Source organism: Cupriavidus gilardii (assembly GCF_017598945.1).
In the GTDB taxonomy this organism is placed as follows: Bacteria; Pseudomonadota; Gammaproteobacteria; order Burkholderiales; family Burkholderiaceae; genus Cupriavidus; species Cupriavidus gilardii_E.
Genome location: NZ_JAGFTW010000052.1, coordinates 1 through 25630, shown reverse-complemented (window position 1 = coordinate 25630; position 25630 = coordinate 1). Strand labels below are relative to the sequence as shown.

Sequence of the window (25630 nt, the reverse complement as noted above, 5' to 3'; positions counted from 1 at the left end):
CCCGCTCCTGCAGCGCGCCGAGCCGCTCAGCGCAGCGGGATCGGCGTGCCGGCCTCCACCGGCACCGCGGTCACGCTGTTCTTCGGGCTGCCCGACACGATGCGGTCCGAGTAGGTCAGATAGACCAGCGTGTTGCGCTTGCGATCGACCACGCGCACCACATGCAGCGTCTTGAACAGGATCGACATGCGTTCGGAAAACACATTGTCCTGCTGACGCAGCGGCCCCTTGAAGCCGATCTTGCCGACCTGGCGGCAGGCGATCGACGCTTCGGCCGGATCCTCGGCCATGCCGAGCGAGCCCTTGATGCCGCCGGTGCGGGCGCGCGAGACGTAGCAGGTAATGCCGTCGACTTCGGGATCGTCGTAGGCCTCGATCACGACGCGGTCCGAGCCGGTCACGCGGAAATGCGTGTTGACGCTGCCGATCTCTTCGCCGTGCGCCGGCGCGATCCATGCGAACGCAGCAGCGGAACAAAGCGCGGCAGTCAGCGATGCCGCCGACGATGCGGCCAACGGACGACGGGAAGCGTGCGCCATGGTCAGCTCACCGCGCCCTGGATCTGGTCGTGCCGGTGCTCCATCTCCTGGCGCAGCTGGCGGCGCAACTGCGCGGCGGCGAAGCGCTGGCGCTCGACTTCGTCGCGCGGCACCAGCGGCGGCACCTCGGCCGGCTTGCCGTCGTCGTCGACCGCGACCATCGTGAAATAGCAGCTGTTGGTATGGCGCACCAGCTTGCTGCGGATGTTCTCGGTGATGACCTTGATACCGATCTCCATCGAGCTGCGGCCGGTGTAGTTGACCGCGGCAAGAAAGGTCACCAGTTCGCCGACGTGGATCGGCTGGCGGAACACCACCTGATCGACCGACAGCGTGACGACATAGCGGCCCGCGTAGCGGCTGGCGCAGGCATAGGCGACCATGTCCAGATATTTGAGGATGGTGCCGCCGTGGACATTGCCGGAGAAATTGGCCATGTCCGGCGTCATCAGCACGGTCATCGACAGTTGATGCGAGAGGTCGTTCATCGGGAGCGGCGCGGTGGGTTGAGAAATGCGGGGCAAGGATGCCTTGCAGAACGCGAGTGTAGCGCGGCTGCGCGACCGTGCGATGGCGGCGCCCCAATGAAAAAGCGGCCCACATGGGCCGCTCTTCCGGTTGGCATCCGTGGATGCCCGCTCTTACTTCTTCTTGTTCACGGCGTCCTTGAAACCCTGGCCGGCAGAGAACTTGACCGTCTTCGCCGCCGGAATCTTGATCGTTTCGCCGGTGCGCGGATTGCGACCGGTACGGGCGGCGCGCTTGCCGGCGCCGAAGCTGCCGAAGCCCACCAGCGTGACCGAATCTCCCTTGGCAACCGCCTTCTTGATGTTTTCCAGCGCGGCGTTCAGGGCGCGTTCCGCTGCAGCGTTGCTCAGTTCCGCGTCTGCGGCGATGGCAGACACCAGTTCACCTTTATTCATGGCTGTATCCCTTGTTGGTCGTCGTCACCGGTGATCAGCCTGAGCCGTTTCACCGACCGGCGCAGTCTAATCCGCCGCTTGCGCATTGGGCAATCCCCAGTCGCACCGGCGCAACGAAAATCCCGGAAATCCTTCCGTCAAGCGGCTTTCGGGGAGATTTACCCCCTCAATTCCGGGCTTTGAAGCGGGCCGGACAGCGGGTTATCCCCAATGCGCCGTTCGGGGCGGTGGACGCCGGGCGTTTTACTCGGCGGCCACCGTCGCAGCCGAACGACGGCCCAGCATGCGCATCAGCACCGCGCCGATGCCGCCGATCGCCATCACCACGCCCAGCGGCAAGGCGGTGCCGTCGTGCCACACGCTGACCGCGGTACCGGCCAGCGTGCCCATGCCGAATTGCAGCGTGCCCATCAGCGCCGAGGCGGTGCCCGCGCGATGGCCCTGATGCGCGAGCGACAGCGCCGATGCATTGGGCATGATGCAGCCGAGCGCTGCCACGTAGACGAAGAAGCCGACCAGCAGCACGGGCAATGTCGCCACGTTCCCGAGATTGGCCACAGCCAGCAGCAAGCCCGCCGCGCACGGTGCGACCAGCGCCAGCTGCAGCACGCGATCGAGCGAGCGGCCGCGCACCAGGGCGGCATTGAGCTGCGACATCGCGATCAGGCCGAAGGCATTGGCGCCGAACACGAAGCCATAGTGGGAGGGATCGATGCCGTGCAATTCGATCAGCACGAAGGGCGAGCCGGCGATATAGGCGAACATGCCCGATTGCGCGAAGCCGGCGCACAGCGAATAGCCAAGGAACTCTCGGTCGCGCAGCAACGCGCCGTAGTTGCGGAAGACTTCGGCCAACCGAAGCGGGATCGCGCGTCGCGGATCGAGCGACTCCTCCAGCCGGAAATGCACCAGCAGCAGGATCATCGTGCCGACCGCGGCCATCACCCAGAAGATCGCGCGCCAGCCGAGCGTGGTCAGGATCGCGCCACCGACGATCGGGGCCAGGATCGGCGCGAGGCCCATCACCAGCATCAGCGACGAGAACGCGCGCGCGGACTCGTGGGCCTCGAGCCGATCGCGCACCATCGCGCGCGCCATCACCATGCCGGCGCAGCCCCCGGCCGCCTGCACGAAGCGCCAGGCCATCAGCGCCGGGGCATCGCTCGACAGCGCGCAGGCCACCGACGCCAGCACGTAGAGGCTCAGGCCCACATACAGCGGCGCCTTGCGTCCGAAGCGATCGCTGACCGGGCCGTAGAACGACTGCCCGATCGCCAGGCCGACCAGAAAGGTGCCGAGCGTCAGCTGCACGCTGCCGATGTCGACGCCGAGATCGGCGGCCAGCGTGGGGAACGCCGGCAGATACATGTCGATCGACAGCGGCGCCAGCGCGGTCAGCGACGCGCAGATCAGCAGCCATAGCGGGAAACGCGGCGTCGCGGCCGGGCGGGAGGATTGGGTCATTGCGATGGGAGGGGTCGCGTCCGCGCCGGCCTGCGAGTGCGCGTGGAGGACCGGCGAATGGCGCGCGCAAAAGCGGACGCGATCCTTGGGGCAACGCACTGGCGGACGACGGAAACGGCGTCAAGCGAAAGCCGCAATTGTTGCACACCGTGATGTATCGCGCGCTTGCGGGTTCCGCGTCACGGGGTCGGCAGGTACAATGCACCCGGTCGACACATTGCCGGTCCGTCATCATCGCCGGCCTCGATCGCGGGACGACAGCGCAGCCCTGCCCCGTGCCGTTCCAGGCGTTCTTCCCCTGCATGCGAACCATATCGAACCACACGACTGCATCGATCGCCCGAGGAACGTCGGCCTCCATCGGGATCGCTACCGCAACCTGCTTGCTGTGGGCCTCGTCCGCCTGCGCGGCGCCGGTCACCGCGCGCACGGTCGCGGCGCATCCGGGCGCGAGCGCCGCGGTGGTGGTCGATGAGGCCGATTCGCTGACCCGCATGCTGCGCGGCGCGGCCACCGGCCAGAACACCGGCGCGGCCGGCGTGCCGGAATTCCTGCGCAGCTCGCGCCGGCCCGATACCGTGCTGGCGCGCGCCTGCCGCCAGCTCAACGACGCGCTGCCGATCGAGATCGACAAGGAAACGCGTCTGCGCCGCTGCCAGGCGGTGCCCGGCAAACACATCCTGTTCCAGCTGGAATTGACCAACTACAGCGGGCCGATGCTGGACCTCGCCAGCTTCGAGGTCAGCTATGCGGCGCCGCTACAGCGCAATATCTGCGCGAACCGCGACGTCGAGATCCTGACCAAGCTGGGCGTCAGCATGATGTTCCGCTACATGACACGCAAGGCGCGAGGCGAGCGCCGCGTCGGCGACGTCTATATCAACGGCCCGATCTGCACGGCGGCGCTGCGCTGAACGGCGCTTTCGTTTCACTGGCGATGGCATGACCACCGCCCCTTACCCTCTCCCCCAACCCCGCTCCCGCACGCGGGAGAGGGGAGCGAAGCTCTGAATTGGCGTTGGCGGTTTCAAGCCGGCGTCTTGTGTTCTCCCTCTCCCCCTCAGGGGGGAGAGGGTTGGGGAGAGGGGGTGGTTTCTAGCGTGATCGCATAACCACCGCCCCTGCCCTCTCCCCTGCCCCCTCTCCCGCAAGCGGGAGAGGGGAACGATCAGCGTACGGGAATCAGCGATCCATCAAGCCGCCGCACTCCCCCGCGGGCGCAGGGGCACGACGTTGGCCGCGCGGCGCAGCAGCGCGCGGGTGGCCTTCCAGCCGTCGTCGGCCAATGGCGACGACCAGACGGCTTCATGCAGGCGCGACAGCGCCAGCGGATCGTTCAGCAGCAGCAGCTTCTGCTTCGGCGTGAGCTTGTCCGGGCCGCTGGTCAGCGCCTGCTGCACCAGCACCGCGTGCTGACGCTGCGTGCTGGCCGGCTGGACCACGCGGGCGGTCGCGGTGGCGCACATCAGCGCATTGGTGACCGGATCGACCACCGCGTCGACGAAGCCCGGCGTGTCGCCGGCCTCGGCCACATGGCGTTGCGTGTCGACGATCTCGCGCGGCGGCTCGGCTTCTTCGGGAATCACGAACAATCCGGCCCGGCGCGTGGCACGGCCCAGGCTGACGCGCGACAGCCAGACCGACAGCGGAATCGACATCGCCAGCGCGCCGACGATCGGCAGCAGCCACCAGACGAAGCCCGGATCGAGCCAGTACACCAGCGCGCCCCAGCCCAGGCCGAGCAGCGTGTGCCAGCCGTGGCGGCGCACCGCCTCGCCCCAGGTCGTCTCGGCGTCCTCGCGCGGCGGCGACTTCCACGAGATGCCCCAGCCGATGTAGGCAGCCAGCACGAACTGGGTATGGAACAGCATCCGCACCGGCGCCAGCAAGGCCGAGATCACGACCTCGATCAGCATCGACAGCATCAGCCGCAGCGCCCCGCCGTAGCGGCGCGCCTGCTTCATCAGCAGCACCACGCCGAACAGCTTGGGCAGGAACAGCAGCGTCGCGGTGGCCGAGAACAGCGCCAGCGCCTTCTCCGGATGCCACTCCGGCCAGTTCGGATAGAACTGATACGGCTGCGAGAAATACTCCGGCGGCACCAGCGCATGCTTGGCCAGCATCGCGGTCGACAGCAGCAGGAACAGGAACCACAACGGCGCCGACAGATACGCCATCACGCCGGTCAGGAACACCGCGCGGTGCACCGTGTGGAAGCCCTGCTTCATCCACAGCCGGAAGTTCATCAGGTTGCCCTGGCACCAGCGGCGGTCGCGCTTGACCTCGTCCAGCAGATTGGGCGGCAGTTCCTCGAACGAGCCGGGCAGATCGTAGGCGATCCACACGCCCCACCCCGCGCGGCGCATCAGCGCGGCCTCGACGAAATCGTGCGACAGGATCTCGCCGGCCAGCGGCCCCTTGCCGGGCAGCGGCGCCAGCGCGCAATGCTCCATGAAGGGCTTGATGCGGATGATCGCGTTGTGGCCCCAGTAGTGCGATTCGCCCAGCTGCCAGTAATGCAGGCCGGCCGTGAACAGCGGACCGTAGACGCGCGTGGCGAACTGCTGCACGCGGGCATACATGGTCTCGCGGCCGGTGGCCAGCGGCGCGGTCTGGATGATGCCGGCGCCCGGATTGGCCTCCATCAGCCGCACCAGCGTGGCGAGGCAATCGCCGCTCATCACGCTGTCGGCGTCGAGCACCACCATGTAGCGGTACTTGCTGCCCCAGCGGCGGCAGAAATCGGCGACGTTGCCGGTCTTGCGCTTGACCCGATGGCGGCGCCAGCGATAGAAGATGCGGCCGAAGCCGTTGACGGCGCGGCAGGTCTCCATCCATGCATCGGTCTCGGCCGTGCGCAGATCGGGATTGCCGCTGTCGGACAGCACGAAGAAATCGAAGTGGGCGAGCTCGCCGGTGCGTTCCAGCGATTCGTAGGTCGCGCGCAGGCCGGCGAAGACGCGGGTCACGTCCTCGTTGCAGATCGGCATGATGACCGCGGTGCGGGCCTCCTGCGCGATCGGCGCGTTGCCGCTGGCCGAGCGCGAGATCAGATGGCGATCGCCGCCCTTGGCAAGCACCAGGAAACCCATCATCGCGGTCCAGAAGCCGGCCGACACCCACGAGAACAGCACCGTGAACAGGCCCAGCGTGATCATCTCGAGGGTGTCGTTGCCCTTGTACGGCAGCACCGTCGACATGAAGTACGTCGCCATCATGGTCTGCACGATCACCAGGAACAGCAGCACCCAGCGGCGGTGCGCGCCGGCCGGATGCCACTTGCCCTCGGCATCGGGGCCGTCGTGCAGCGTGTCCCACGTTTCCGGGACCGGCGGCTTGCCCAGCAGCTTGCGCACGCCGTTGCGCACGAACGCGGCGACCAGATGCGGCGGCCACGGCCGCGGCACCATCGACGCGCGTTTCGGTTCGGGGCCGGTGGCCACGTGGACCGTGCCGTCGGCGCGCCGCTCGATCAGCGGTTCGCCGCCGACCCTGGGTTCGCCGTAGGCGAGTTGAAGACGCCGTTCGATCGAGGCATAGGCCGCGCCGGCAGGGGAAGCCGCGCCGTCGCCATTGGCCAGCGCCTTTTGCAGCGAGCGCACGCCGGGATCGTCGCCAGTGGCATCGCCCTTGATGACGATGCCTTCATGCAGCGCGGTATCGGCCAGCAGGTCGCGGCGCTGTTCCGGCGAAACCGGCAGGCGGTCGACATAGCGCTCGCACGCCGCCGCGGCCGAGCGCTGCTTTAGCCTGGGGGTAAGATGTAGCTCCATGTCTCTGACAGGGTTGTGTTGCCGTTGCGAAGATAGCCGCGCAACTCGACCGGCTTGTTCTCGTCCTTGCGGCGCAGGAACATCGTCATGCGCCAGCCACCGGTGGCCTCGTTACGCTGCGTCGAAGTGCGCAGCAGTTCCGCGTTGCCATCGGCCGATACCACCGCATCGAGATGCGCGGCGGGATCCAGCTTCTTGAATGCGGGACCTTCGAAATCCACCAGCAGCGAGAAGCTGGTGTCTTCCTTGTTGCGGGTCAGCCCCTGGCCGCGGCGGGTCTGCGTGACCCACGACAGCGGCGGCATGCGCTCGCGGTCCTTCTGCCACAGCAGCCGGTATTCCAGATCGAACGGCTGCTTCGGCTTGGGCGGATTGTCCGGGACCCAGTAGGCCACGATGTTGTCGTTGGTCTCGTCCGGCGTCGGGATCATCACCAGCTCGACCCGCCCCGAGCCCCAGTTACCGCGCGGTTCGACCCAGCCGCTCGGCCGGCGTTCATACCATTCGCCGATTTCCTGGTAGTTCGAGAACGAGCGGTCGCGCTGCATCAGGCCGAATCCCTGCGGATTGGTCGCGGAGAACGAGGTCACCAGCAGGCGCTTCGGATTGACCAGCGGACGCCAGATCCATTCGCCGGTGCCCAGCTGGATCGACAGGCCGTCGGAATCGTGCACCTCGGGACGGAACTCCGGTGCGGCCGGCGGCTGGTTCTCGCCGAACAGGTACATGCTGGTCAGCGGCGCCAAGCCCAGCTTGGTGACGTTCTCGCGCAGATAGAGGCGTGCCTTGACCTCGGTCTCGGTGTCGACGCCGGGCCGGATCACGAAGCGATAGGCGCCGCTCATGCGGCGCGAGTCCATCAGCGCATAGATGGTCAGATGCTTGTCGCCCGGTGCCGGACGCTCGATCCAGTACTCGACGAAACGGGGGAATTCCTCGCCCGAGGCGAGCGCGGTATCGACCGCGACGCCGCGCGCCGACAGCCCGTACCACTGATCCTTGCCGACGCCGCGGAAGTAGCTGGCGCCCACGAAGGACACCACCTCGTCCTTCTGCTTGCCGTTGACCGGATGCAGCACGCGGAAGCCCGCAAACCCGAGCCCCTTCAGCATCTCGGGATCGAACTTGTGCGGGCCGTAGTTGAAATCCGCCGGATTGAAGCGCAGCTCGCGCACGCGGTTGCCGGTGACCTCGTTGATCTTGACCGGCTGGTCGAACACCATGCCCTCGTGGAAGAACGACAGCTCGAACGGCAGCTTGGTATTGCGCCAGACAAAGCGTTCCGGCTTGTACTGGATCTCCCGATAGCGCGGGTACGACAGTTCGCGCAGTTCGGTGGGCAGATGGGCCTTGGGGGCCTTGTACGGGGAATTGGCCAGCTGGCGGGCGCGCGCCGCGACGGTATCGAAGCTGAACGCCTGCGCCGTCATCGCGAAGCAGGCCAGTGCACCGGCACACAGCCAGCGTCCCAGTCGCAGGCCATCGAAGCGCGCCGGCAACCTGGGCGGGCGTGAACGGGCGGAAAGCGGCAAGGAAATGGCGGAGTCGATCATGAATGCCGTCATCAAAGGCGGTAGTCGGTCATGCAATTGGTTATTCGGGAAGCCGCGAAACAGGACGCGGAAACTCGTCGATGGCCAGGCCGGGAAACCGGTGCCTGCGCCGCCCCATGACGGACGATGCCGGGGGCTGTGACGTTGGTGACGCTTGGAAGGTATTGGATTTGCTGCAATGCGGGACAAAACCTTAACAAATTTACCTAGCAAAAGTCACGTTTCGGTCACGCAACGGTTGCAACAATTTGAAACGATTGTTGCTTATCCGCCTCTTGATTGATCAACGTCGGTTATCCTCCCCATGGCATAAATGACGCCGAAGTTGCACCGCAACAAGTCCGCCGCACAACGCAGACGCAAGGCCTGCCCGCTCCTGTCGACGTGCGTCAAGGAGCAGCGATTCGGTGACGGGATCGAATGCGCGCCGGACGGCACGCGGGTCTGTCGGGTGCGGCCTGCCCTCGGCCGCGACAAGCGCCGGCGGTCGGACCAGCCGAGCGAGGCGCGACGATTGAAACTAGGTCCCTGTCGTTGCCACGTCAATCGGACGCTGTCCGACAAACGCCGGCCTTGGTGGTGCGGGACACGCATGCGCACGCGTGGTAGCGGCGCGGGGTCTCGACGGGCACTACAATCGACCGACCCGCCCGATGGCGCGCCCGGGCAAGACCGCGCGGCGCCATTGCCCTCCACGCCGACAAGGGATGCCGATGCCGCACGCAGGGCTTGCCCGCCTGACGCTGGCCCCGGGGTTTGCCCCTGCCCTGGCGTTGGCGCTCGCCCTGAGCGCGTCACCGCCGGCGCGTGCCTATGTCGATCACTATCTGGCCAGCACGGTCGTCGGCACGATGACGCAGAGCGAGGCGCGGGCCTTCGCCGAGGCGGTCAATCGCGCCTTGAACGCGACCGAGGACGGCACCGCGGTCTCGTGGCGAACGCAGGCCACGCCACGGCGCGCGGCTACCTACGCCAGGATCACGCCGCTGCAGAGCAAGACCGACCACGGCCAGCCCTGCCGCCAGATCCGCAGCGAACTGAAGCGCTCCAGCAACGAGGAAAGCTGGACCGGCTGGTTCTGCAAGCAGCCCGATGGCCGCTGGCGTGCGCGCGTGGTCGAGGAAGAATGAGGGAGGGAAGTGCGTCAGCGAGCGTCGCTCGGCGCGGCGCTCAGCGGCACAGGCGCGCCATCGCCTCGCTCGCCAGCGAGCCGGACGAAGCCACCTGGGGCGTCGCGCGTTGCGGCGAACGGATCGTATATAGCGGCTCGCCGCGCGCAAAGCGGCGCGGGAACAGCGTCTGTTCGACCACCGCATACATCGACGTGGCGCAGTCCAGCACCATGCGCCGCAGCGACGACCGGATCGGCTCGCCGCTGGCCGTATGGATGGCGCCGCCGACCGGCGCGTTGCGCATCACGACCACACCGACCCGCGCACCGCTGCGGCGCACCGAGCGCTGGTCCAGATACGAGATCACGCCGTTGCTGCCCATCAGCGGCAGCCAGCGCTGCGGGTCCGGCGCGGAAGGATCCGGCGCGGCCAGCGTCACGCAACCCTCGCGCGGGGTCGAACGGAAGACGGTACCGCCGTTCGGACCCTGGCATTGATAGAGCCCTGCGGCCGCGGCCGGCACCACCTTGCCGCGCGCGGTGTCTGCGCGAGCGTCGGGGCTGAATGCCGGCGCCAGCGTCAGCGCGGCGGCCAGCAGCAGCGGCGTGCCATGCGGGAAGTTGAAACGGGCGAGGGACGCGACGCCGGCGCGGAGGGCGCGGCGACGCAATGCGGGCGTGGCGGCACGAGACGACATGATGCTGGGCGCGATGGTGAAACGAAGGCGGCCCGGGGACCGGCGGCGCGCGCGGCCACGATGATCCCCGGGCCGCGCGACAGCCGGCATTGTCGCACAGCGACCCGGCTCAGTGCTCCAGCTCAGTGCCCCAGCTCAGTGCCCAAGCTCAGTGCCCAAGCTCGCGCCAGGCAACCAGCTCCTCGATCGTCAGCACCGGCAGATCGTGCTGCGCGGCGAAAGCCAGCGCCTGTTCGCCGCGGGCCATCGTGCCATCGGCATTCATCAGTTCGCACAGCACCGCGGCGGGCGCGAGGCCGGCCAGGCGCGCCAGCTCGACCGATCCCTCGGTATGGCCGCGCCGGGTCAGCACGCCGCCGTCGCTGGCCACCAGGGGAAAGACATGGCCGGGGCTGACCACGGCGTCGAGCCCGGCATCGTCGGCGATCGCGGCGCGGATGGTGGTGATGCGATCGGCCGCACTGACGCCGGTGGTGACGCCGGTACGCGCCTCGATCGAGACCGTGAAGGCGGTGCCGTACTGGCTGCGATTGTTCTCGACCATCGGCCGCAGCCCCAGCTGCGCGACCTTCTCGCGCGTCAGGCACAGGCAGACGATGCCGCTGCATTCGCGGATCAGCATCGCCATGTTGGCCAGCGTCAGCCGCTCGGCGGCGACGATCAGATCGGCCTCGTTCTCGCGATCGTGGTCGTCCATCAGCACCACCGGGCGGCCCTCGCGCATGGCCTGCAGGGCCTGCTCGATGCGGGTCGACAGATCGTGGGGAAGCGCCGGCACGATGGCGTCGGCATGGTCGACGGCGGCCGGCGCGCAGGCGCCGTGGTCGGCGGAAAGGTTGGCTTGGGAAGGCGACAGCGTGGACAGCATTGAAACGCTCCTTGCGTAAAGATCAACGGGCGTTTCAGGGGATTGGCGACGCAAGCGGGAACGCGGCAAGCGCGCACGATGCCCGGCGCCAGGCGCCGATCGCGGCGATGACCACGACGCTGTTCGTTCGTGCATGGCAAGGCGACGAACCGCCGGCCGCACGCACTGACACGCGACCGCGCAGGCTCGCGCCGACCCAGCCGAACGGCAGTGAAGCGGCAGCGATGCTTGCTCGCCCATCTTCTTTCATCCGGACTATGACCGTCGGCCCTGGCCTCTCACCAGGTCTGCTGACCCCGCGCGACACCATGTGCGATACAACGAAAACACATGGAACGACGCGGGCGCTCGCGGGCTCGCCGGCCGCGTCGGAGAACGCGTTCGGCATACCGCCGGTGGGGACTTTCACCCCGCCCTGAAGACGTAACGAAACCGGCGAAACGGGCTTGCCCTTCGAAGAATCCGTGGGGGACTCCGTGGGGCGCAGGCCCGCGCCGGCGTTGCGATGTTATCACGTGACCCAGCGTACGCGCTCGATCTGTACTACAACTAAACGACTTGCGCGGGCGCCGCGCCCGCCATGCGGGCACCGAAGTCTTCCGTCGCCCCGCAGGCTTTCCGCGCGCTCTCCGCGTTTTCCGCGTTCTCCGTTCCCGTTTTCATTGCCGCGATCACGATGCCATTCGACGACAACCCGCTTGCACGCCTGTCCCGCCGCCCTTCCCCTTCCTTACATTCCCCACGCGCCCTGCGCTGGCTCGCCGCGCTGCCGCTGCTGATCGCCGGCAGCGCGGCATGGGCCGACCCGACCGTGCAGATCGGCTACGGCACCGACAGCCGCACCGACGTACGCAAGGTCGACATCGCCTTCGGCTGGGATTCCGGCTACGGCTGGGGCGACCCGACCGGCCTGCGGCTTGGTCTGCTGTGGGAGCTCAATGTCGCGCGCTGGGACAGCACCAGCGACGCCAATCCGCGCAACCTGTGGGAGATCGGCGCACAGCCCGTGTTAAGGCTGGCCTGGCAGCGCCATCGCTGGGTGCCCTTCTTCGAGGCATCGATCGGCGTGCGGTTGATGAGCGGGACCCGGACCTCCGACAACCACACCATGTCGACCGCCTTCCAGTTCTCCGACATGGCCGGGGTCGGCATCGCCTTCGGCAAGGACCAGCGCTTCGCCGTCGGCTACCGCTACCAGCACATCTCCAATGCCGGCATCAAGAAGCCCAACCCCGGCTCGGACTTCCACACCGCCTACCTGCGCTACCGGTTCTGAACGGCGGCAGGCTCGGCGTCGCGCCCCAGCGCTTCGAGCGCGAGGCGCGACGGCTCGTCGGCCGGGAAGAAGCATTCGATCCGCAGTTCCTGCAGCGTGACGTCGTGGGGATTGCCCAGCGTGGTCAGCGTCGAGAACAGCGAGGCCTGGAAGCCCTCGGCGCGCAGCACCACCGGCAGTACCGGCGGCAGCGGCCCCTCGCTGCCGTCGTCGTCGGCATGCGGCACGCCGCCCGGGCCGATCATCTCCGGATGCCATTGCGCGATGCGGGCGAAGATCTCGCGGGCGACGCGGTCGTGCGCCTGGGCCTGCAGCTCCTGCCAGACCCGGCGCAGCAGGTAGCGGCCGACCTGCTGGGCGTTCTCGATCATCGGCCACAGGCCCTGCGGGTCGAACACCGTCAGCATCAGATTGATGCGCGGGCCACCGGCATCGCTGCCCAGCCCCTCGGGCAGCACCGCGGCGGCACGGCCATCGAGCAGCGCGTCGACCATGCGGCGATAGGCGCGGTTGGCATCGCTGATATTCCAGAAGCGGTCGAGCACCACGGCGGGATACGGCTCCTGCTTGGCGAGGATCAGCGCGATCGCCTGGCGCACCATCTGCAGCGGCGGCTCGGCCAGCGCGTGCTCGCTGTATGCGGGGGCGAAGCCGGCCGCCAGCAGCAGCCGGTTGCGCTGGCGCAGCGGCACGCCCAGCCGGTCCGACAGCGCGAGGATCATCTCGCGGCTGGGCCGGGCGCGGCCCGATTCGAGAAAGCTGATATGCCGCTGCGACACGCCCGCGGCGAGCGACAGCGCCAGCTGGCTGTAGCCGCGGCGCCCGCGCCAGTAGCGCAGCAGGGCGGGAAAGTCGAGGGCGGTTTCGGAGGCGGGGGTCAGCGTGTCCATGGTCGGCATTACAGCATGCGGCGCGCGCTCTGGCGATAACCTGCCAGGTAATGGCGGACGGACGCGGGTCGACAGACCGGCGGGCCAGCGGGGCCCGCAGGCCGGTCGGATGCCGATGTTATGCTTGACGGCTCGACAACACCCGCGCGCGTAGGGCGCGCACCCTGATGGAAATAGCCATCCTGCTGGCGCTGATCCTGCTCAACGGCGTGTTCGCCATGTCGGAGATCGCGCTGGTTTCGGCCCGCAAGGCCCGCCTGCAGAAGCTGATCGACGAGGGCGATCGCGGTGCGATCGAGGCGGTCAAGCTGGGCGAGGATCCGACCCGTTTCCTGTCCACCGTGCAGATCGGCATCACGTCGATCGGCGTGCTCAACGGCGTGGTCGGCGAGTCCGCGCTGGCGCAGCCGCTCGGCATCTGGCTGCAGGGCATGGGCATGCTGCAGCCGACCGCAGGCTATGTGGCGACCGCGATCGTGGTCGCGGGGCTGACCTACTTTTCGATCGTGCTCGGCGAGCTGGTGCCCAAACGGCTGGGCCAGCTGGCACCGGAGACCCTGGCCCGTGCGGTCGCGCGGCCCCTGTCCTGGCTGGCGATCGCCTCGACGCCGTTCGTCAAGCTGCTGTCGAGCTCGACCCGTCTGGTGCTGCGCCTGATCGGCGTCAAGAGCGGCGCCGGTCCCGCGGTCACCGAGGAAGAAATCCATGCGCTGCTGGTCGAGGGCTCGGAGGCCGGCGTGATCGAGCGCCACGAGCACACGATGGTGCGCAACGTGTTCCGGCTCGACGACCGGCAGCTGACTTCGCTGATGGTGCCGCGCGGCGACGTGATCTGCCTGGACGTCGAATTGCCGCTGGAGGAAAACCTGCGCCGCATCGAGGAATCGGACCATTCGCGTTTTCCGGTGGTGCGCGGCGGCATGCATGACGTGATCGGCGTGGTCAGCGCGCGCCAGCTGCTGGCGCGCAAGCTGCGCGGCGAGGCGACCGACCTGGCGGCGGTGATGCAGACCCCGGTCTACGTGCCGGAGAGCGTCACCGGCATGGAGCTGCTCGAACATTTCCGCTCGTCGGGCGGCCAGATGGCGTTCGTCATCGACGAGTACGGCGAGGTGCTGGGCATCGTCACGCTGCAGGACCTGATCGAGGCGATCACCGGCGAGTTCAAGCCGGACATCGCCGGCGACGAATGGGCGGTGCAGCGCGAGGACGGTTCCTGGCTGCTCGACGGCCTGATTCCGATCCCCGAGCTGAAGGACCGCATCGGCCTGCGCAACGTGCCCGAGGAGGACAAGGAGCGCTATCACACGCTGTCCGGCATGCTGTTGCTGCTTCTGGGACGGCTGCCGCAGATCGCCGATTCGGTCAGCTGGCTGGACTGGAAGTTCGAGATCGTCGATATGGACGGCAAGCGCATCGACAAGGTGCTGGCCACCCCGCTGCCGCCCGAGGAAGGACCGGAGCCGGATACGACGGGCTAAACGGTCGGGCTGCGATGCGGCCGCGCCCTCTCCCCCAACCCCTCTCCCGCAAGCGGGAGAGGGGAGCGCGGTGGGAGCAGGAGCCGGCGCCGCATTCAAGCGACATCGCCAAACAGCACTGCCGACCTGCTCCCTCTCCCGCTTGCGGGAGAGGGCTGGGGAGAGGGAGAGCCGCGACGACCCTTTGTCGAGCGGCAGCTATACTCGACGCACGCCAATGCAGGAGAACCGCCATGTCCCGCCTGTTCCGCTCGATCCCCCGCGCCCCGCTTGCCGGGCTTTGCACCGTCGCCGCACTCGCCGCCCTGCTGGCGGCCCCGGCCGCCGCTCACCACGGCTGGTCCAGCTACGACGACAGCAAGACGATGACGCTGACCGGCAAGCTGACCGAGGTCAAATACGAGAACCCGCACGCGACGGTGCGGATCGAGGCCAACGGCAAGCGCTGGCTCGCCGTGCTGGCGCCGATCTCGCGGATGCAGGCGCGCGGCGCGACGGCCGACAAGGTCGCGGTCGGCCGCGAGGTCACGATCGTCGGCTATCCCAGCAAGGAACACGGCGACGAGATGCGCGCCGAGCGGATCGTTCTCGACGGTCAGACCGTCGAACTGCGCTGACTTTCCCGCGTCGGGCGCCGTGGCATCGCTGACCGAGCTGGGCGCCGCGCTCGCGGCGCTACCGCTGTCGAGCGCGCTGCGCGGTTCCGCCTGGGCCTATCCGGCCGTCGAGATCGTCCATCTGGCCGGCATGGGGCTGCTGTTCGGCACCATTGCGGTGGTCGATCTGCGGCTGGCCGGGCTCTGGCGCAATCTGCCGGTGACGGCGCTGCTGCGGCAGGTGTTGCCGCTGACGATGGCGGCCTTCGCCGCGATGGTGGTCAGCGGCATCCTGTTGCTGCTGGCGCATGCCGACGAACTGGCGACCAACCCCGCGCTGTATGCCAAGCTGGCCCTGATCGCGCTGGGGCTGCTCAATGCGCTGGCCTTTCATCTGTGGCCCTATCGCGCCTTGCAGCGGGCGGCGGGCCCGGCCGACTGGAACGTCGGCGCCCGGCCGCCGCGCTGGGCGCGCACCGCAGCGGTGCTGTCGCTGCTGACCTGGACGCTGGTGATCGCCGCCGGGCGGCTGATCGCCTATGTCTAGGGCGCCGGCCCTCCCCCGCCTCCCGGCTCCCCTTTGCTGCCCGTTACAAATAGCCACACTGCCCTGTGCGCAGCGGGCCGCACCAATTGTAAAATCGCCCGTTCGCAACACCTCACAAGGAGCGCAGTGTGAAAAAAGGTTGGATTTTCGGTCTGATGCTGGCTGTGCTGCTGGCCGGCTGCAACACGATGGCGGGTCTCGGCCAGGACATCCAGCGTGGCGGCCAGAAGCTCGAAGGCGCCGCGGATCGTCACAAGTAAGCCACGCAGCCGGTCGGGCAGGCCGCCAGCCGCACGGGCGGCGGCCTGCCGACATGCCGGCGCATGCCGGCCCCCTATAGCAGCTCTTCCGGCGTAAACGGCGTCAGCACGTCGATCCACAAGCGCTGCGACCAGGTGGTATCGGGCTCGGTTTCGAGCACCACCGCCTGCTTCCCCTGCCCGTCCACCCACTGCAGCTTGTCGTCCTCCGACAACTGCAGCCGCCAGCTGTTGACGCCGATGGCGTCCGAGAAGATCTGCGCCACCTGCCCCGCCAGCCGCCCATTGCGCACGATGATGCCGGTCTCGGTGTTCTGCGTGATCGAGCGCGGATCGAAGTTCATCGAGCCGACGAACAGCGTCTGACGGTCCACCACCGCCGCCTTGACGTGCAGGCTCGCCTGCGAGGATCCGAAATTCCCCACGGAGCGCTGCTGCCGCTGCAGCCGCGACTTCAGCTCGTGCAGTTCGACTCCGGCGTGCAGCAGTTCCTTCCGGTAGCGCTTGTAGCCGACGTGCACGATCGGCGAATCGGTCGCCGACAGCGAGTTGGTCAACACGCGCACCTTGACGCCGCGCGCCGCCAATCGGCTGAGCCATTCGACGCCGCGCTTGCCGGGCACCAGGTACGGCGAAATGATGATGATCTCCTCGCGCGCCTCGTTCATCATCCGCGCGACCTCGTCGGCCAGCGTATCGTCGCTGTCCGGCAGCTTGTCGGGCTCGACCTTGGCGGGGTTGTCGACCAGCACGCTGGCGCGCGCCCATTCGAGATTCAGCTTGCCGCCGCGGGAGAGTTCGCGCGCCAGAAAGCTCTTGCCCGGATCGATCTTCTGCGGCGCCGTCATGCCGCTTGCCTCGAGCCGCTTCTGCTCGGCCTCGCGCTGCGCGGCCTCGTCGACCAGCGCCTGCTCGGGCGGCGGCGAACCCGAACCGGCCGAGCCGCCCGATCCCCGCGCCGATGACGCCTGCACGCCCGAACCGGGCGGCGTGCCCGCTGGACCCGGCGCCGCCTCGTCCGGATTGGCCAGTGCCTCCACCGGGTATGCGTACTGGCTGTTCCAGTATTCGTCGAAGCCTGCCGACAGCCGGCGCACCGCCGGCCCGGCCACGACCACGTCGAGGTCGACGAAGTTGGTATCCGGCGCGCGCAGGAAATAGGCGTTGCCGATATTGCGGCCGCCTGTCATCGCCATCGCGTTGTCCGCGATGAAGACCTTGTTGTGCATGCGCCGATTGACCCGGCGCGCGTCGCCGGCCACGCTGATGAAGCGCGTCAGCTTCGAGAAGCGCCCCGCCGGAAACGGATTGAAGTAGCGCACTTCGATGTTCGGATGGCGCGCGAAACGCAGGAAGGCCGGGTCCTTGCCGTCGCTGTGCAGGTCGTCGACCAGCAGCCGCACATGCACGCCACGTTCGGCGGCGGCCCGCACGCGGCGCAGGATCTCGCGCGACGATTCGTCGGCGGCGACGATGTAGTACTGCAGGTCCAGCGAACGGGTGGCGCGGTCGGCCAGCGTGATCAGCGTGCCGTAGGCCTCCTCGCCCGACGACACCAGATGGAAGCCGGACAGCGCCGGGTCCGGCGTACTGCGGGCGACGGTTTGCCCCAGCGGGGTAGCGGCCCAGCCGGTGAAGGCAGTCGAGGGCCGGCGCGGCACCTCCTGCGGCAGGCTGGCGCAGGCGGAAGCGCTGAGCGCCAGCGTCACCGTGGCAAGCCAACGCAGCCAGCTTGCCGTGCGCGGCCTCGCTATCCCCCACGACACCGCAAACGCCGTCATGCCGACTCCATCAGTCCCGATGCTGTCAGCTTAGATGGCGCCGCCGGCACCAACAATCGGCCTTTGTCCGACAGCACGCCAAGCGCCCCGGGCGCTGCAATGCAGCGCGACTCGAGCCGGGGCTCAGCTGCGCCGCAGCGCCGCCGCCTCTTGCGCCAGCGAGCGGATGCGGGCCCAGTCGCCGCTGGCGACCGCGTCCTTCGGCACCACCCAGGAGCCGCCGACGCAGACCACGTTCGGCAGCGCCAGATAGGCCGGTGCGCGCGCCGCGTCGATGCCGCCGGTCGGGCAGAAGCGCAGCCGCGGCAGCGGGCCGTTCAGCGACTTGAGCATCGGCATGCCGCCGGCGGCCTCGGCCGGGAAGAACTTCAGGAAGGTAAAGCCGGCCTCGAGCGCGGCCATCGCCTCGCTGGCTGTGGCCACCCCGGGCAGCAGCGAAATGCCGCCATCGCGTGCGCCTTCGGCGAGCCGCGGCGTCAGCCCCGGCGACACCGCGAACTGCGCGCCGGCATCGCGCACGGCATGCAGCTGCGCGACGTCGAGCACGGTGCCGGCGCCGACAACGGCCTGCGGCAACGCCGCCGAGACCGCGCGCATCGCCTCGATGGCGACCGGCGTGCGCAGCGTGATTTCGAGCACCGGCAGGCCGCCGGCCACCAGCGCCTCGGAAACGCGCAGCGCCTCGTCGACGGACTGGAATTCGAGCACGGGGATGACCGGCACGCCGGCCAGGCGGTCGATCAGCGAAGGAGATTGGCTTGGCATGGCGGAATCAGGAGCGAAGTCGTAACGGATCAAAGGGAAGCGTCGTCACACGGCAGCGGCGACGCGAACACAGGTCTTCAGCGGATTACCGAGACCGACTCGGCCAGCCGCGCCAGCACGGTTTCCGCCGACGGAATCGGCGCCACCGCGCCAAAGCCGGTGGTCGACAGCGCCGCGGCGACATTGGCATAGCGCGCGGCCTCGAACGGCTCGTCGCCGGCCGACAGCCGGGCGATAAAGCTGCCGCCGAAGCAATCGCCGGCGCCGGTCGCGTCCAGCGGCTGCACCCGGTACGCGGGCACGAGCGCGCGCGCATCGGGCGTGGCGACATACGCGCCATCTTCGCCAAGCTTCAGCGCGACCATCTTCACGCCGCAGCCGAGCAGATGGTCGACGATCGCGTCGCGGTCGTCCAGGCCGGTCAGCACCGTGACATCGTCCCAGCTCGGCAGGCAGATATCGGTCATCCCCAGCGCCTCGCGCATGATGCCGCGCGCCCGGGCCAGCGACCACAGCCGCAGCCGCAGATTGGTGTCGAGCGAGACCTGGACGCCAGCCTTGCGCGCCAGCTCCATCGCGGCCAGCCCGGCATCGCAGGCGCTGTTGCTGATCGCCAGGCTGATGCCCGACAGATGCAGATAGCGCGCCTCGGCAATGGCCTGCTGCGGCAGATCGTCATGGCTGTAGCAACTCGCCGCCGAGCCTGCGCGCAGATAGTCGAAGCGATGGCCGTGATTGTCGTGGCTGACGAAGTAGACGCCGGTCGGCGCCCGCGGGTCGGTGCGGACATGGCGGGTATCGACGCGCTCCTGCGTCCACAGCGCCAGCAGCCGCTCGCCGAAGCTGTCGGCGCCGACCGCGCTGATGAAGCCGGTCTGCGCGCCCTGGCGCGCGGCGGCAATGCAGAAGTTGGAGGTGTCGCCGCCGAAACCCTGCAGATAGCGCTCGGGCGCGTCGGGCTGCTGGTTGAACTCGACCAGCGCTTCGCCGAAGGCGAGGATATCGATGCTCATGGTGAAAGCCGTCAGAAGAAGGTCTGCACGATATCGACCACGCGCAGTTCGTCGTCCAGCACCGGAATATGCCGCCACTTGTCGAAGGTCAGGCAAGGATGCGAGATGTCGAACGCGATCATGTCGCCGACCCGCACATCGTCGCCAGGCGCGATCCGCAGATAGGCGTGCTGATCCATCATGCCGGTGATCTCCCAGTGAGAAGGTATGGACGGCGAGGGCCCGGCTGCGGTTCCCTGCGCTTTCTCCGAGCCGGGGCGGAAGTGCCGCGCTGGGATCGGCATGCCGGCGTCGAAGGCCGCGTCGCGCTTGCCCATGCCGATGATGGCGCGGTCCGGCTCGGGGATCGACTGCACATAGGCCCATAGCTGCAAGGCGGGCAGCAACCCCTCCCGCATCTTCTGCGCCACCGGGTTGCTGGCGAGGATCCGCTGCTGCGCCTGCCGGTAGATGCCGACGTCATGCGTCAGATAGCAGCCGGGGCGCAGCACGATGTCGACCGGCGCACCGATGTCGGCGCCGGCGAATTCCTCGGCGACCACGTCGTACCAGGCCGAGCCCGCGCCGGACAGCACCACCGGGCGACGTTCGGAACCCACGCCAAAGCGGCCCTGCCCTGCGAGCTCGCGCGTGACCGCGACCGTGCGGCGCAGGAAGGCGCGGATATCGGCCTCCTGCTGCAGCACGCCCTCGTAGATCTCGACGCCGGCCAGCGTCAGCGCATCGGGCCAGCGGTCCAGCGCATCCAGTACCTGCTGCTGTTGCGCGGCGTCCCGCACGCCGGTGCGCCCGCCCGCCACGCCGAGTTCGAGCAGCACCTGCAGCCGCTGGCCGCGTGCGCGGAAGAAGCCGCCGAGCTGATCGACCAGCTCGGCCGAATCGACCAGGCAGAAGTATTCGAAATCCGGATCGCGCAGCAGGTGGGCCACGATCTCCATATTGCGCCGGCCCACCAGCTGGTTGGCCATCAGCACGCGCCTGACGCCGTGCGCGTGGGCTGCGGCGGTCTGCTGCGCGGTGGCCAGCGTGATACCCCAGGCGCCGGCCTCGAGCTGGCGTGCGAACAGCTTCGGCGCCATCGTGGTCTTGCCGTGGGGCGCGAGCTTCACGCCGTACTCGTCCATGAATCGGCGCATCCACGCCAGGTTGTGGGCCAGCCTGGATTCGTACAGCACCGCGGCCGGCAGGCTCAGTTCCTCGTCGAGCAGGCGCCAGCCGGTGGCCGCCTCGGCCGGCGCCAGCGGCGCCTCCAGCTTGCCCAGTGCCTTGTTCAGCGGATCGATGATCCCGCTTTGGTACTTTATTTCACGCATGCCAGTCCTTGTTCCGCCGCGCCTTGCCCGCGCCCTGCAGCGTCGCGACGCAAATTCCGATTGACGTAATGATAGCGGCGAAATTACGATATTTCATCCTTGTTATAAAGTAACAGACCGAGGCGCCGGGCCTTGCCGGCCAGAGCCGGACCTCCGGCACCCCGGCGGCACCGGTCTGCCGAGCCTCACGCCCATGCCCGCTACCTTCGACATCCTGACCCGCATCGCCGAGCGCGGCCCCACGCTGCGCCTGGCCGAGCAGAAGGTCGCCCAGGTGATCCTCGAAGACGTCGCCGGCGCGGCCTCGGCCAGCATCAATGCGCTGGCGCGCAAGGCCGGCGTCAGCGAGGCCAGTGTGACGCGCTTTGCCAAGGCGCTGGGCTGCCGCGACGTGCGTGATCTGAAGCTGCGGCTGGCGCGCGCGAGCGCCGTCGGCCAACGTTTCCTGCAGCACGAGTCCGACACCGCCGGCGCCGAGCCGGCCCCGCTTTCGCTGACCGATCGCCTGCATCAGGACGTGGTCGCGGTGCTGGAGGCCAACCGCCGGCTGATCGACGACACCCAGATCGAGCACGCCGCGCGCCTGTTGCAGGACACACGCATGGTCTACGCTTTCGGCATGGGTGGCGGCTCGACCTGGCTGGCCGACGAGGCGCGCTATCGTCTGGCGCGGCTGGGCAGGCCGGTCGCCAGCTACCACGACGCGGTGCTGCAGCAGATGGTCGCGGCCACGCTGGTCAAGGGCGACGTGGTGCTGGCCTTCTCGGTCAGCGGCAGCGTGCCCGAGATGCTGGCCAGCTGCGATGTCGCGCGCGAATACGGTGCGCGCGTGATCGCCGTGACCGCGCTGGGCTCGCCGCTGGCCGCGCGCGCCGACGTGCTGCTGCCGGTGCGCGCGCTGGAGACCGATTTCATCTTCAAGCCGTCGGCCTCGCGCTATGCGATGTTGCTGGTGCTGGACGTGCTGGCCACGCGGCTGGCGCTGCTGCAGCAGGACGACAGCCAGGAACGGCTGCGGCGGCTCAAGTACGTGCTGGACGCGCATCGGGGCGGCGGCGAGCGCGGCAACGCGGCGCTGCGCGACAGCCGTCAGCCGCTCGGAGACTGACCATGGCAGCGAGCTCGGACCACGCCTTCGTCTATGACACGCTGATCCGCGGCGCCACCGTGATCGACGGTTCGGGCGCCGCCGCACGCGTGGCCGATGTGGGGCTGCGCGACGGCCGCATCGCCCGCATCGTCGATATCGGCCCCGACGACGATGCCGGCGACGATGCCGGCGAACGCATCGCCGCACACTCCGCCGCCGAGGTCATCGAGGCCGATGGGCTCGTGCTGGCACCCGGCTTCATCGACGTCCATACGCACGACGACACCAATGTCGTGCGCCAGCCCGAGATGACCCCGAAGCTGTCGCAAGGCGTCACCACCGTGGTGGTCGGCAATTGCGGCATCAGCGCGGCACCGGTGGCCTTGCACGGCGAGCCGCCCGATCCGATGAATCTGCTCGGCGATGCGGACGCATTCCGGTATCCGAGCTTCGCCGCCTATGTCGCCGCGGTGGAAGCCGCCCGGCCCGCGGTCAATGTGGCAGCGCTGGTCGGCCACACCGCGCTGCGCAGCAATCATCTGGACCGGCTCGACCGCGCCGCCGGCGCCGGCGAAATCGCGGCGATGCGCGCGCAATTGCAGGAGGCGCTGGACCACGGGGCGCTCGGCCTGTCCACGGGCCTGGCCTACGCCAACGCCTTCGCGGCGCCGACCGAGGAGGTGCTGGCGCTGGCCGAGCCGCTGGCGCGTGCCGGCGCGCTGTACGCCACGCATTTGCGCAGCGAATTCGCCGAGATCCTGGACGCGATGGACGAAGCCTTCCGCATCGGCCGCCATGCGCGCGTGCCGGTCGTGATCTCGCATCTGAAATGCGCCGGCGTGGACAACTGGGGCCGCAGCGGCGCGGTGCTGGCCGCGCTCGATGCCGCGCAGCGCTGGCAGCCGGTCGGCTGCGACTGCTATCCGTACACCGCCAGTTCGTCGACGCTGGACCTGAAGCAGGTCACCGGCGACTTCGACATCATGGTCACCTGGTCCACGCCGCATCCCGAGATGGGCGGACGCCTGCTCGCCGATATCGCGGCCGAATGGCAGGTCGATCTGCACGAGGCGGCGCGGCAGCTGCAGCCGGCGGGCGCGGTCTATCACTGCATGGAAGACGCCGACGTCGACCGCATCCTGGCCCATCCGGCCACGGTGATCGGCTCGGACGGCTTGCCCAACGATCCGCTGCCGCATCCGCGGCTGTGGGGCGCGTTTCCGCGCGTGCTGGGCCACTATGCGCGCGACCGCGAGCTGTTTCCGCTGACCATCGCCATCGCCAAGATGACCGGCCTGTCGGCCGAGCGCTTCGGGCTCGCGGGGCGCGGCTTCGTGCGCGAAGGCCATTGGGCCGACCTGGTGCTGTTCGATGCCGCGACGATTCGCGACGCGGCCACGTTCACCGAGCCGATGCAGCCGGCCGAGGGCATCGCCGCGGTGTGGGTCAACGGCACGTTGTCGTGGCACCACCGCCGCAGCACCGGCGCGCGCGCCGGGCGCTTCCTGCCGCGCGGCGCGCCCTCGCCGGTCATGATGGACAGCTAGCGGCGCGCTGCGACGATCTCCGTCTTTGCCGTTCCCGTTTCCAGTTTCATTCCCGTTTCAAGCATCCCGTTTCAAGCATCCCGTTCCAAGGAGTCTTCATGGATATCCAACGCTTTGGCGTCGAAGGCGGCACCGGCACCGGCGGCCAGCACATGCCGTTCGCGCGCGCGGTCGCGGCCGACGGCTGGCTCTATGTGTCCGGCCAGGTGCCGATGGTCGATGGCGAGGTCGTCGACGGCGGCATCGTCGCGCAGACCCACCAGGCCATCAAGAACGTGCTGGCGATCCTGGCCGAGGCCGGCTACGGCCCCGAGCATGTGGTCCGCTGCGGCGTCTGGCTCGACGACGCGCGCGACTTCGCCTCGTTCAACAAGATCTTCAAGCAGTATTTCGGCGCCAATCCGCCGGCGCGCGCCTGCGTGCAGTCCAGCATGGTGGTCGACTGCAAGGTCGAGATCGACTGCATCGCGTACAAGCGTCCGGGCAGCTGATCCGGCGGATTACGCCGATCCCGGCCGCCTCCCTCCCCTTTCTTCAACCGGGCCGCGCCAGCGGCCTCTTTCATACCGCCGCGGCGCCGACCGGCCCCGCGCACCCAAGGAGACAACATGGTCCCAGTCACCGGAACCACGCTGTTGCTGTATGCGCTGATCGCCGTGATCGCGCTGGTCGTGCTGATCGCGCGATTCAAGCTGAACCCCTTCATCACGCTGGTGGTGGTCTCGGTGCTGCTCGGCTTCTCGGTCGGCATGCCGATGGGCGAGATCGTCAAGTCGTTCGAGGCCGGCGTCGGCGGCACGCTCGGCCATATCGCGCTGGTGGTGGGCCTGGGCACGATGCTCGGCAAGATGATGGCCGAGTCCGGCGGCGCCGAGCGCATCGCGCGCACGCTGATCGATTTCTTCGGCGAGAAGCACGTGCACTGGGCGATGGCGACGATCGCCTTCATCGTCGGCCTGCCGGTGTTCTTCGAGGTCGGCTTCGTGCTGCTGATCCCGATCGCCTTCAATATCGCGCAGCGCACCGGCACCTCGATGGTCAAGGTCGGCATCCCGATGGTGGCCGGCCTGTCGGTGGTGCACGGGCTGATCCCGCCGCACCCTGCGGCGCTGCTGGCGGTGACGGCCTATGGCGCCGACATCGGCCGCACCATCCTGTATGCGCTGATCGTCGGCATTCCGACCGCGGCGATCGCCGGACCGATCTTCGCCACGCTGATGGACCGCTATATCAAGCTGCCGGCCGACAACCCGCTGGCCGAGCAGTTCATCGAGGAAGCGGACGACGCCGCGCCGACCCAGGCGCTGCCCGGCTTCGGCATCACCGTGTTCACGATCCTGCTGCCGGTGATCCTGATGCTGATCGGCAGCAGCGCCGACCTGCTGACGACGCCGAAGACCTGGGCCAACGACTTCCTGAAGCTGATCGGCAATTCGGTGATCGCGCTGCTGATCGCGGCGCTGGTCAGCTTCTACACCTTCGGCAAGGCGCGCGGCTTCAATCGCGAGGCGATCCTGCGCTTCACCAACGAATCGGTGGCGCCCACCGCGATCATCACGCTGGTGGTCGGCGCGGGCGGGGGCTTCGGCCGCATCCTGCGCGACTCGGGCATCTCGAACTCGATCGTGCAGGTCGCGACCGGTGCCAACGTCTCGGTGCTGGTGCTGGGCTGGCTGGTGGCGGTGATGATCCGGATCGCGACCGGCTCGGCCACCGTGGCGATGACCACCGCGGCGGGCATCGTCGCACCGATCGCGGCCAGCGTGCCGGGTACGCGTCCGGAGCTGCTGGTGCTGGCCACCGGCGCCGGCTCGCTGATCCTGTCGCACGTCAACGATGCGGGCTTCTGGCTGGTCAAGGAGTACTTCAACATGACCGTGGCGCAGACCTTCAAGACCTGGACCGTCTGCGAGACGATCATCTCGGTGGTGGCGCTGCTGCTGACGCTGGGGCTGGCGACGGTGATCTGATCGGGCGGTTGCCTATGGGCGGCGTCGCGCAGGCGTGCGCCCGTTGCCCTCTCCCCCGCCCCTCTCCCGCGAACGGGAGAGGGGAGATAACCCACGGCTCTGCTGCGCGCCGACGTATTAGCGCACCGCCAACGCGACTCCCCTCTCCCGCTTGCGGGAGAGGGGTTGGGGG

24 protein-coding genes and 1 riboswitch are annotated in these 25630 nt (G+C 68.5%); of the genes, 11 read left to right on the top strand and 13 right to left on the bottom strand.

Annotated features, from left to right (window positions below):
• Positions 1-26: 26 nt before the first annotated feature.
• The 4 genes from J5T34_RS19550 to J5T34_RS19535 form a co-directional block, all read right to left on the bottom strand.
• Entirely contained in the window at positions 27-539 is a 513-nt protein-coding gene (locus J5T34_RS19550; RefSeq protein ID WP_208582084.1) for a CreA family protein, read from the bottom strand.
• A 2-nt stretch (positions 540-541) separates the two neighbouring features.
• Complete coding sequence (locus tag J5T34_RS19545) at positions 542-1027, bottom strand: acyl-CoA thioesterase (RefSeq protein WP_149318152.1); 486 nt, start codon at positions 1025-1027, stop codon at positions 542-544.
• A gap of 153 nt (positions 1028-1180) precedes the next feature.
• Entirely contained in the window at positions 1181-1462 is a 282-nt protein-coding gene (locus tag J5T34_RS19540; RefSeq protein WP_006577833.1) for an HU family DNA-binding protein, read from the bottom strand.
• Between the two features lie 243 nt (positions 1463-1705).
• Positions 1706-2926 (bottom strand): Bcr/CflA family multidrug efflux MFS transporter, encoded by a 1221-nt coding sequence (locus J5T34_RS19535; protein ID WP_208582082.1) that lies wholly within the window; start codon positions 2924-2926, stop codon positions 1706-1708.
• 383 nt (positions 2927-3309) lie between these two features.
• Between J5T34_RS19535 and J5T34_RS19530 the strand changes: the two genes are divergently transcribed.
• Positions 3310-3840 (top strand): hypothetical protein, encoded by a 531-nt coding sequence (locus tag J5T34_RS19530; protein WP_208582080.1) that lies wholly within the window; start codon positions 3310-3312, stop codon positions 3838-3840.
• Positions 3841-4119: 279 nt separating this feature from the next.
• On the opposite strand, the gene mdoH is transcribed toward J5T34_RS19530, so the two are convergent.
• Together mdoH and J5T34_RS19520 are read right to left on the bottom strand one after the other, a co-directional pair.
• Complete coding sequence (mdoH, locus tag J5T34_RS19525) at positions 4120-6699, bottom strand: glucans biosynthesis glucosyltransferase MdoH (RefSeq protein ID WP_208582078.1); 2580 nt, start codon at positions 6697-6699, stop codon at positions 4120-4122.
• Positions 6672-8252, bottom strand: coding sequence for a glucan biosynthesis protein G (locus tag J5T34_RS19520; RefSeq protein WP_208582076.1), 1581 nt, complete (start codon positions 8250-8252; stop codon positions 6672-6674). The genes mdoH and J5T34_RS19520 overlap by 28 nt, the downstream gene beginning before the upstream one ends.
• Before the next feature lie 707 nt (positions 8253-8959).
• Between J5T34_RS19520 and J5T34_RS19515 the strand changes: the two genes are divergently transcribed.
• Positions 8960-9382, top strand: a complete 423-nt coding sequence (locus J5T34_RS19515; protein WP_208582074.1) for a hypothetical protein — start codon at positions 8960-8962, stop codon at positions 9380-9382.
• Between the two features lie 40 nt (positions 9383-9422).
• Here J5T34_RS19515 and J5T34_RS19510 read toward each other — a convergent pair whose 3' ends face one another.
• Both J5T34_RS19510 and ribB read right to left on the bottom strand, forming a co-directional pair.
• Positions 9423-10061, bottom strand: coding sequence for a surface-adhesin E family protein (locus J5T34_RS19510; RefSeq protein WP_208582072.1), 639 nt, complete (start codon positions 10059-10061; stop codon positions 9423-9425).
• 148 nt (positions 10062-10209) lie between these two features.
• Positions 10210-10929, bottom strand: coding sequence for a 3,4-dihydroxy-2-butanone-4-phosphate synthase (gene ribB / locus J5T34_RS19505; RefSeq protein WP_208582070.1), 720 nt, complete (start codon positions 10927-10929; stop codon positions 10210-10212).
• Positions 10930-11163: 234 nt separating this feature from the next.
• A riboswitch (FMN riboswitch) is annotated at positions 11164-11356 on the bottom strand.
• A gap of 249 nt (positions 11357-11605) precedes the next feature.
• Here ribB and J5T34_RS19500 point away from each other — a divergent pair.
• Positions 11606-12205: an acyloxyacyl hydrolase gene (locus J5T34_RS19500; protein ID WP_244259085.1), complete on the top strand. Its 600-nt coding sequence runs from the start codon at positions 11606-11608 to the stop codon at positions 12203-12205.
• Here the strand turns inward: J5T34_RS19500 and J5T34_RS19495 are convergent.
• Positions 12193-13095 carry a helix-turn-helix domain-containing protein gene (locus tag J5T34_RS19495; protein ID WP_208582068.1) on the bottom strand — a complete coding sequence of 301 codons (903 nt, stop codon included), beginning with the start codon at positions 13093-13095 and terminating at the stop codon, positions 12193-12195. The two genes, J5T34_RS19500 and J5T34_RS19495, sit on opposite strands and share 13 nt — an antisense overlap.
• Before the next feature lie 167 nt (positions 13096-13262).
• Here J5T34_RS19495 and J5T34_RS19490 point away from each other — a divergent pair, with 167 nt between their 5' ends.
• The 4 genes from J5T34_RS19490 to J5T34_RS19475 all read left to right on the top strand — a co-directional run bounded on the left by J5T34_RS19490 (position 13263) and on the right by J5T34_RS19475 (position 15979).
• Complete coding sequence (locus J5T34_RS19490; protein WP_208582066.1) at positions 13263-14576, top strand: hemolysin family protein; 1314 nt, start codon at positions 13263-13265, stop codon at positions 14574-14576.
• A 233-nt stretch (positions 14577-14809) separates the two neighbouring features.
• The gene (locus tag J5T34_RS19485; protein ID WP_244259084.1) at positions 14810-15193 is read left to right on the top strand and encodes a DUF6152 family protein; all 384 of its coding nucleotides are present in this window, start codon (positions 14810-14812) and stop codon (positions 15191-15193) included.
• Positions 15194-15212: 19 nt separating this feature from the next.
• Positions 15213-15719 carry a DUF6644 family protein gene (locus J5T34_RS19480; RefSeq protein WP_208582064.1) on the top strand — a complete coding sequence of 169 codons (507 nt, stop codon included), beginning with the start codon at positions 15213-15215 and terminating at the stop codon, positions 15717-15719.
• A 128-nt stretch (positions 15720-15847) separates the two neighbouring features.
• A complete protein-coding gene (locus tag J5T34_RS19475) occupies positions 15848-15979 on the top strand; it encodes an entericidin A/B family lipoprotein (protein WP_144828365.1) in 132 nt (43 codons plus the stop codon).
• Between the two features lie 74 nt (positions 15980-16053).
• Here J5T34_RS19475 and J5T34_RS19470 read toward each other — a convergent pair whose 3' ends face one another.
• The 4 genes from J5T34_RS19470 to J5T34_RS19455 all read right to left on the bottom strand — a co-directional run bounded on the left by J5T34_RS19470 (position 16054) and on the right by J5T34_RS19455 (position 20851).
• A complete protein-coding gene (locus J5T34_RS19470; protein WP_208582062.1) occupies positions 16054-17760 on the bottom strand; it encodes a phospholipase D family protein in 1707 nt (568 codons plus the stop codon).
• A gap of 123 nt (positions 17761-17883) precedes the next feature.
• A complete protein-coding gene (locus tag J5T34_RS19465; protein WP_208582060.1) occupies positions 17884-18525 on the bottom strand; it encodes a bifunctional 4-hydroxy-2-oxoglutarate aldolase/2-dehydro-3-deoxy-phosphogluconate aldolase in 642 nt (213 codons plus the stop codon).
• 77 nt (positions 18526-18602) lie between these two features.
• Entirely contained in the window at positions 18603-19538 is a 936-nt protein-coding gene (locus J5T34_RS19460) for a sugar kinase (protein ID WP_208582058.1), read from the bottom strand.
• Between the two features lie 11 nt (positions 19539-19549).
• Positions 19550-20851: an amino acid deaminase gene (locus J5T34_RS19455; protein WP_208582056.1), complete on the bottom strand. Its 1302-nt coding sequence runs from the start codon at positions 20849-20851 to the stop codon at positions 19550-19552.
• A 193-nt stretch (positions 20852-21044) separates the two neighbouring features.
• Between J5T34_RS19455 and J5T34_RS19450 the strand changes: the two genes are divergently transcribed.
• From J5T34_RS19450 to J5T34_RS19435, 4 genes are all read left to right on the top strand, one after another.
• The gene (locus J5T34_RS19450; protein WP_208582054.1) at positions 21045-21959 is read left to right on the top strand and encodes a MurR/RpiR family transcriptional regulator; all 915 of its coding nucleotides are present in this window, start codon (positions 21045-21047) and stop codon (positions 21957-21959) included.
• 2 nt (positions 21960-21961) lie between these two features.
• Positions 21962-23488 carry an N-acyl-D-amino-acid deacylase family protein gene (locus tag J5T34_RS19445; RefSeq protein WP_208582051.1) on the top strand — a complete coding sequence of 509 codons (1527 nt, stop codon included), beginning with the start codon at positions 21962-21964 and terminating at the stop codon, positions 23486-23488.
• Between the two features lie 98 nt (positions 23489-23586).
• Positions 23587-23979, top strand: a complete 393-nt coding sequence (locus J5T34_RS19440; RefSeq protein WP_208582049.1) for a RidA family protein — start codon at positions 23587-23589, stop codon at positions 23977-23979.
• A 117-nt stretch (positions 23980-24096) separates the two neighbouring features.
• The gene (locus tag J5T34_RS19435; protein ID WP_208582047.1) at positions 24097-25458 is read left to right on the top strand and encodes a GntP family permease; all 1362 of its coding nucleotides are present in this window, start codon (positions 24097-24099) and stop codon (positions 25456-25458) included.
• The last annotated feature ends 172 nt before the right edge of the window (positions 25459-25630 follow it).

Bases quoted from the DNA above. Each gene is read 5' to 3' on its own strand.
- J5T34_RS19515 (WP_208582074.1), top strand. From the start codon at position 8,960: ATGCCGATGCCGCACGCAGGGCTTGCCCGCCTGACGCTGGCCCCGGGG.
- J5T34_RS19510 (WP_208582072.1), bottom strand. From the start codon at position 10,061: ATGTCGTCTCGTGCCGCCACGCCCGCATTGCGTCGCCGCGCCCTCCGC.
- J5T34_RS19465 (WP_208582060.1), bottom strand. From the start codon at position 18,525: ATGCCAAGCCAATCTCCTTCGCTGATCGACCGCCTGGCCGGCGTGCCG.
- J5T34_RS19535 (WP_208582082.1), bottom strand. From the start codon at position 2,926: ATGACCCAATCCTCCCGCCCGGCCGCGACGCCGCGTTTCCCGCTATGG.
- J5T34_RS19450 (WP_208582054.1), top strand. From the start codon at position 21,045: ATGCCCGCTACCTTCGACATCCTGACCCGCATCGCCGAGCGCGGCCCC.
- J5T34_RS19485 (WP_244259084.1), top strand. From the start codon at position 14,810: ATGTCCCGCCTGTTCCGCTCGATCCCCCGCGCCCCGCTTGCCGGGCTT.
- J5T34_RS19495 (WP_208582068.1), bottom strand. From the start codon at position 13,095: ATGGACACGCTGACCCCCGCCTCCGAAACCGCCCTCGACTTTCCCGCC.
- J5T34_RS19445 (WP_208582051.1), top strand. From the start codon at position 21,962: ATGGCAGCGAGCTCGGACCACGCCTTCGTCTATGACACGCTGATCCGC.
- J5T34_RS19440 (WP_208582049.1), top strand. From the start codon at position 23,587: ATGGATATCCAACGCTTTGGCGTCGAAGGCGGCACCGGCACCGGCGGC.
- J5T34_RS19490 (WP_208582066.1), top strand. From the start codon at position 13,263: ATGGAAATAGCCATCCTGCTGGCGCTGATCCTGCTCAACGGCGTGTTC.
- mdoH (WP_208582078.1), bottom strand. From the start codon at position 6,699: ATGGAGCTACATCTTACCCCCAGGCTAAAGCAGCGCTCGGCCGCGGCG.
- J5T34_RS19470 (WP_208582062.1), bottom strand. From the start codon at position 17,760: ATGACGGCGTTTGCGGTGTCGTGGGGGATAGCGAGGCCGCGCACGGCA.
- ribB (WP_208582070.1), bottom strand. From the start codon at position 10,929: ATGCTGTCCACGCTGTCGCCTTCCCAAGCCAACCTTTCCGCCGACCAC.
- J5T34_RS19455 (WP_208582056.1), bottom strand. From the start codon at position 20,851: ATGCGTGAAATAAAGTACCAAAGCGGGATCATCGATCCGCTGAACAAG.
- J5T34_RS19500 (WP_244259085.1), top strand. From the start codon at position 11,606: ATGCCATTCGACGACAACCCGCTTGCACGCCTGTCCCGCCGCCCTTCC.
- J5T34_RS19540 (WP_006577833.1), bottom strand. From the start codon at position 1,462: ATGAATAAAGGTGAACTGGTGTCTGCCATCGCCGCAGACGCGGAACTG.
- J5T34_RS19435 (WP_208582047.1), top strand. From the start codon at position 24,097: ATGGTCCCAGTCACCGGAACCACGCTGTTGCTGTATGCGCTGATCGCC.
- J5T34_RS19520 (WP_208582076.1), bottom strand. From the start codon at position 8,252: ATGATCGACTCCGCCATTTCCTTGCCGCTTTCCGCCCGTTCACGCCCG.
- J5T34_RS19545 (WP_149318152.1), bottom strand. From the start codon at position 1,027: ATGAACGACCTCTCGCATCAACTGTCGATGACCGTGCTGATGACGCCG.
- J5T34_RS19550 (WP_208582084.1), bottom strand. From the start codon at position 539: ATGGCGCACGCTTCCCGTCGTCCGTTGGCCGCATCGTCGGCGGCATCG.
- J5T34_RS19460 (WP_208582058.1), bottom strand. From the start codon at position 19,538: ATGAGCATCGATATCCTCGCCTTCGGCGAAGCGCTGGTCGAGTTCAAC.